The following is a 658-nucleotide window of genomic DNA, read 5'->3' on the forward strand; positions in this document are numbered from 1 at the left end:
ATTCCCGTAGCCGAGAACAAAGGCTTGATCGTCGAGCTAGGCTATCAAGTGTTCGCGAAAGCTTGTCAGTTCATAAAACAATACCGTGAACGCTACCAAAATGAAGTAAGAGTGAACGTAAACGTCTCCGTTCTGCAGCTTATGAATGGTGAGTTTCCCTCAAGAATCAAAGCCATGGCTGACGAAGCTGGCGTCGCACCTCAGTCTGTCGTGCTAGAGCTCACCGAAACATTCATTTTGGATAACAACCAAACGGCTATGGCCCCCTTAAACACGCTTCGTGAATTGGGCTTTGCATTGTCTTTGGATGACTTTGGTTCCGGGTACAGTTCTTTAAACTGCTTCTTTGATTTACCGATGACGCAGATAAAAATCGATAAATCGATGGCTTGGAAAACGCTGACAAACCACTCTTCGCGAGAGTACCTAAAGTTTTTGATTGCAATGTGCCACGAGAACAATATTGAGGTAGTGATTGAAGGCATTGAGGATGCGAAGATGTGCGACTTCTTTACTCAGATGGGCTTCGACTATTTACAAGGTTACTGGTTCTCAAAACCCTTGTCTGTCGCAAGTGCTAGCCGATATTCATTGAATTCATAGTTCGAATTTTGGAATTCTCACCTGTTCCGCACAGCCACCGTTTAGTTACCGGTTT

General features: G+C 44.5%; 1 pseudogene. It reads left to right on the top strand.

The features are described 5' to 3' along the window. A pseudogene (gene scrG / locus R7Z50_RS28140) lies at nt 1-603 on the top strand (regulatory protein ScrG); the annotation flags it as partial. Between the last annotated feature and the right edge of the window lie 55 nt (nt 604-658).

The sequence above is a fragment of the Vibrio sp. 1249-1 genome, from assembly GCF_033340495.1.